The organism is Paraburkholderia sp. RL17-347-BIC-D (assembly GCF_046027915.1).
Classification (GTDB): Bacteria; Pseudomonadota; Gammaproteobacteria; order Burkholderiales; family Burkholderiaceae; genus Paraburkholderia.
The window spans coordinates 1-5,412 of record NZ_JARESS010000130.1; the positions used below are offsets into that span (position 1 = coordinate 1).

Here is a 5,412-nt window from a genome sequence, read left to right on the forward strand (position 1 = left end):
AGAGAAGGCATCGCGATTGGACGCAAGCACGTGGGCACGTTGATGCGCAAAATGGGCATTGAGGCGCTGTATCGCAAGCCGAACTTGAGCCGCAAACATCTGGCTCACAAGATCTGGCCGTACCTGCTGCGCGATCGGAAGATCGAGCGCAGCAACCAGGTGTTCGCATTGGACACGACTTACGTACCTATGGCACAGGGCTTCGTCTATCTCACTGCGGTGATCGATTGGGCCAGCCGCCGTGTTTTAGCGCACCGAGTCGCGATCACGATGGAGGCTGAGCATGCGGTGGCAGCGCTTGAAGAGGCATTCACGAAATATGGATTGCCTGAGATCGTCAACACCGATCAAGGCAGTCAGTTCACCAGTACAGTCTTCACCGACGCGGTCCTCTCACGCGGAATCGCTCTGTCGATGGACGGCAAGGGAAGCTGGCGGGACAACGTTTTTATCGAACGGCTGTGGCGCAGCGTGAAGTACGAAGAGATATATTTGAAGGCCTATGAGTCCGTCGGCCAGGCACGGAAGTCCATCGCTAACTACCTGACGTGGTACAACCAGCAAAGGCCTCATTCAAGTCTGTCGGACAAGACCCCGGATGAAGCTTACTTCGCGATGCTGCCCGCGATTAAATTGGCAGCGTGACCGCCCAGCGTTCCACTTAAAAATCGAAAAAACTGTCCGAACGAACGGGGCCACCTCTCAGGCTGGATCCGCCGCACTGAAATTACGATCACTGGCACCGAGCCGGAGCCACCTGCCACTCGACGCGGCTCAACTTCGCGAAACATCATTTGTGAAATCGCGCTCACTGCAAATACCGTGTCAGGTTAATTGAAGCGTCAGCTGGGACTCGGGACGCCGCGAGCATCTGTTAACCGCGCCGTGTCCCACATACTGACGTTTCGCCACTCTGCGGACTGCGGCTACGTCGGGGCGATATTGTGCCGAATGCCATCTACCAGCCTCTCCGCCGGTGATTACAACGGCATTCCGGGTGGGGTTGACCCGTAGAGTAGTTTTGCGACTGTTGCACTTCTAGTCTGAAGCGTAACGTTTATTTAGCGGTCCGGCCGCAGCAGCCGGACAATCGCATAGAGTCAAAATCAAGGATATTGGAGGAGCTATGAATTTCAATTCTCGAGCCGCGGTTGTCACGGGAGGCGGTTCAGGTATCGGAGAGGCGACGGCACTTGCCCTCGCGCATCAAATGGTTTCAATCGTTGTAGCCGACGTCAATATCGACAACGCAAAACGGGTAGCCGGTCAGATTGAGCAAGCTGGAGGCAAAGCAACCGCAATCAGAATTGACGTCTCAAATGCGGATTCAATCGAACGCGCATTCTCGCTCGCCGAAGACTGGAACGGAGGTGCGGTCGATATCCTAGTTAATAGCGCGGGGATTATGGGTGTGAAGCCAATTCTTGCCTACCCCATCGATGAATGGGAGCGAGTTATGTCGGTCAATGTCACCGGCTCTTTCCTGTGCGCCAAGCGCGCCGGAAAAGGAATGGTTGCACAGAAGTATGGGCGCATTATCAATGTGGCCTCAATCAGCGCTGCTCGCGCCGGCATCGGGCGTGCCGCGTATGGGACGTCAAAGGCCGCGGTTGTTGGACTGACGCGGCAGCTGGCAATTGAGTTGGGCCCGCACGGAGTGACCGCGAATGCGCTCGCTCCCGGTCCCGTCGTTACCGCCATGACCGAGTCCAGCTACAACACCCAGACCGTGAACGCCTACACCTCCATGATCCCGGCGCGACGCCTTGGAACGGTGGAAGAGATGGCAGACGCGATCCTCTTTCTCGCGTCCGAGACAGCAGGCTTCGTTAATGGTGTCATGTTGCCCGTCGATGGCGGTTACCTCGCCGCGGGCGTCATGAAGACCGGTGACCTTGAAGAAGACTGATTTTTCGATGGTTGGCTTCCGGGAAGGAAGCTCATGCAGGTTAGGAAGGGTGAACATGCACAGCGTGTCGTTCTCGCGACATTGATTATAGGCGTCGGAAGATGTCTTCATTTCGTCATTGAAGAAACTTCAGAACACACCGCCGACCTGAAATCGGATTTCCTATGAATCGTGAACGTTTGAGGACAGCGGCGCAGATCCGGAAAAATGGAAACGACAGCCGAAAAACCATCAGGGAGCTTCTATCTGACGTTCGACCTTTGAACAAGGCCGCGGCGGACGACATTCAGCGCGAGTATGGACAGATATCCAACTTGACAATTGCCGGCTGGAAGATTGCAGCAACGAGCCTTGCAGGCCAGAAACATATAGGAGTGGTTCGGCCTATCGCCGGACTGGTTTTTGAGGACCAAATATTGGCACAGGGCTCAACGGTCAGTCTCAGCGGAAGCGTGATGAAAATTGCAGAAGCTGAATTCGCTTTCAGAATGCGCCGTTCGCTCGTCCGGCGAAATGACCCGTACGAGAGCGCAGAAGTGCTGGACGCAATTGGCGATCTTCTTCTCGCTTTCGAAATTCCCAACTCCCGCTATGAAGAATTTTCCTCGGCCGGGGAACTACAACTGATCGCCGACAGAGCATGCGCTGCGTGGCTCGTCCTCAAGAAATCTGACGATCCCAACTCGCGCGACTATGACTTCGCTCGCCACGCGGTGAGGACCTTTCCCAACGGACAACTCGTCGGCAAGGGCTCCGGCGCAGACGTTTTGGGCAGCCCCCTATGGGCCATGACGTGGCTCGCCAACGAGTTGAGAGAGTTAGGTATCGGGCTCGAAGCCGAGCAGATCGTCACTACGGTCGCCTGTGCCCCACCTGTGGCGGTAGAAGCGAAGGGCTCGGCCACAGCGGATTTTGGATCCCTTGGGACCGTAAGCGTCAGCTTTGTCTAGCTGGGTCGGGGAAGACAGGATCGTCGTAACCACGGTGAAAAAATCAAACCGGGACACTTGAGGACGCTCTCGCCAGGACAGAGCGCATTTGAGATCTCGGTATCTGCTTTGAGAACGAGCATGAGTTAACGGAGGTAAAAAATGCAGTCGAGCCGTAATGAAAGCAGCAAATCAGATGGACAATATACATTCGCGAAACAGGGCGGCCCTGAGGTACTGGAATGGGTGCCCCTTGCCGAACCTCACGCGCTTGGAAAAGATGAAGTACAGATCCGCCATGAGGCCATCGGTGTCGAGTTTATCGATACGATGATGCGCTCAGGTGCGATGCAAATGCAATTGCCCAGTGGGCTCGGATTCTCAGGCGTGGGGCGCGTCGAAAGTGCCGGCGCTGAAGTATCGGGCGTGCAAACAGGGGACCGCGTGGCGTATCTTTGCTCAACGCCAGGAAGTTACAGTAGTACTCGCATCGTGCCGGCTGGTCGGGTGTACAAGTTGCCTGACCAAGGTATGTCCCCTCAGGTTGCTGCTGGCGCGATCTTTAGAGGTCTTACTGCATGGTACCTCGCTAACCGGATCACTCCCCTGCGAAAGGGCGATGTGGTGCTGGTCCATGCTGTCGCCGGCGGAGTCGGATTGCTTCTGCTTCAGTGGCTTAAACACCTCGGCGCGACAGTTGTCGGCACGGTCGAATCCAGAAACAAGGTTGAAGTCGCAAAGAAATACGGTTGTGATCACGTAGTGGTCACGCCCGATGAAAGCTTCTCAGCGATGGTCAAGGAGGTGTCTGCAGGGGCGGGTGCCAAGGTTGTCTACGAGAGCATTGGCAAAGCAACGTTTGAAGAATCTATCGATGCTGCGGCCCGGTTCGGATACATTGTCTCTTACGGATGGCCGTCCGGTGATCCGGATCCTGTACCGTTAGGCACGCTTCGCACAAAATCGTTGTTCCTGACACGACCAACGGTCAGCCAATACGTAGCGGCCGATGCAGATTTTCACGAAGGCGCCAAATGCCTCTTCAATTTGATCTCCGCTGGGAAGATCCTAGTCAAGTACACTGAGTTTCCTCTCGAAGATGCAGCGCGAGCGCAGCAAGATCTAGTCGACGGCAAGACTACCGGCTCCGTTGTATTGGTACCGAAACTCGATTGGTCGTAGCACTTTGCCCGTCGCCCGGTGGGCATTACTTCCCATGGGGTTGCTCCCGGCGACCTAGGCGTTCATCGGATTGTGTCGTAGTAAGAGATGGACAGTAGAATTCTCTGGATACAAAGTCGCTGACGAGGAATCGATGAAGATGCCGAAACCGGCGTTGGCCAAGGTACTGAAATGCTTGCACTATCCGTTGGAGGTGATTCTGACGTGCGTGCGCTGGTACGTCGCGTATCCGCTAAGTCCGCGTCATCTTGAAGAAATGATGGCCGAACGTCGGACTTCGGTCGATCATTCCACCGTCCATCGCTGGGTACTCAAACTGTTGCCGGTACTAGAGAAAGCATTTCGCCGTCGCAAGAGAACGGTGACCATCGACAAAAGCGGTGCCAATCTCACCGCGCTCGAAGCCATCAATGCTGATCGTGAAACGCCTATCAAAACCCACCAGTCCAGACATCTCAACAATCTCGTCGAGCTGGATCATCGGGCGATCAAGCGACGCACGGGGCCCATGCTGGGATTTAAGACGTTTCGCTGCGTCCGGATTCTTCCTGGCGGCATCGAAGTGATGCATATGATCGCCAAAGGACAGATGAAGTGCGCTCGCGGAACCCATCCGTCCGCCGCGGATCAATTCTACGAATTGGCAACATAAGCAATACTTCGCGTATCGATCATCCTCCTCCACGAGCCGTACTGCGACAAAACCGCCCGCAGCCCTTGGCCATACCTGCTGCGCAACTGGGAGATTGCCCGCGACCCAGCGTGCTCAGATCCAAGTGTAGAGGCAGGCCGGTCGCTGGACTCGATCAGCAGAGCCGGCGGATTGCCGAGGACGGACCTGCCTGGTAGACTCATCGCCCGAGCGGCCGGCCCCACACTTAGAACCTGTGGGTAATGCCAAAAATACCGGCGAGTTGGTGCTTGTTGGACGAGTAGGCGCCGCCACTGAGATCAACAACGGCCTGCTTGCCTGTCGAGTCGATATCCGCCGAAGATCTTTTTGTTCATGTTGTCGTTCGCGCCTGTAGCCGAGACGACAGTGCCGACGAATTGAACTACCCTGATCGCCGAAGGTCGCGCAATAGGGATGTTTTGTAAACGTATAACGGACACCGAGTTTGAGCAGGCCATTCGAGTACGAGACCGCTGCATCCACTACCGAATTCGTCGAAAAACTACCCACCTGACTACAGAGGCTGTACAGCGCACCCGCTTGCAGACCGTTGTAATTCGGGCTCACGTACTTGATCGAATTCTGGATGCTGTTCGACGTATTGACGTTGTCGACGTCGCTCGCGCGTGTCCCGTAGACGAGACCCGTGGCAGCCCAATCGGCACCGGACGCGAACGTGGCGGTCCAGTCATTGCTGACCGAGTACTGACGGCCGGGCT

Annotated in this window: 6 protein-coding genes; 5 read left to right on the forward strand and 1 reads right to left on the reverse strand. The window is 55.8% G+C overall.

Annotation, left to right across the window (positions count from 1 at the left end; genetic code table 11):
• The 5 genes from P0D96_RS47370 to P0D96_RS47390 form a co-directional block, all read left to right on the forward strand.
• Positions 1-645 (forward strand): IS3 family transposase (locus P0D96_RS47370; RefSeq protein WP_408321166.1); only part of this gene is annotated, 645 nt, incomplete at its 5' end.
• Between the two features lie 481 nt (positions 646-1,126).
• Entirely contained in the window at positions 1,127-1,909 is a 783-nt protein-coding gene (locus P0D96_RS47375; protein WP_408321168.1) for an SDR family NAD(P)-dependent oxidoreductase, read from the forward strand.
• A 164-nt stretch (positions 1,910-2,073) separates the two neighbouring features.
• Positions 2,074-2,859, forward strand: a complete 786-nt coding sequence (locus P0D96_RS47380; RefSeq protein ID WP_408321170.1) for a 2-keto-4-pentenoate hydratase — start codon at positions 2,074-2,076, stop codon at positions 2,857-2,859.
• Positions 2,860-3,000: 141 nt separating this feature from the next.
• Positions 3,001-4,020, forward strand: a complete 1,020-nt coding sequence (locus P0D96_RS47385) for a quinone oxidoreductase family protein (RefSeq protein WP_408321172.1) — start codon at positions 3,001-3,003, stop codon at positions 4,018-4,020.
• A gap of 133 nt (positions 4,021-4,153) precedes the next feature.
• Complete coding sequence (locus P0D96_RS47390; protein WP_408321174.1) at positions 4,154-4,672, forward strand: DDE-type integrase/transposase/recombinase; 519 nt, start codon at positions 4,154-4,156, stop codon at positions 4,670-4,672.
• A gap of 114 nt (positions 4,673-4,786) precedes the next feature.
• On the opposite strand, the gene P0D96_RS47395 is transcribed toward P0D96_RS47390, so the two are convergent.
• Positions 4,787-5,412 (reverse strand): porin (locus P0D96_RS47395; protein ID WP_408321176.1); only part of this gene is annotated, 626 nt, incomplete at its 5' end.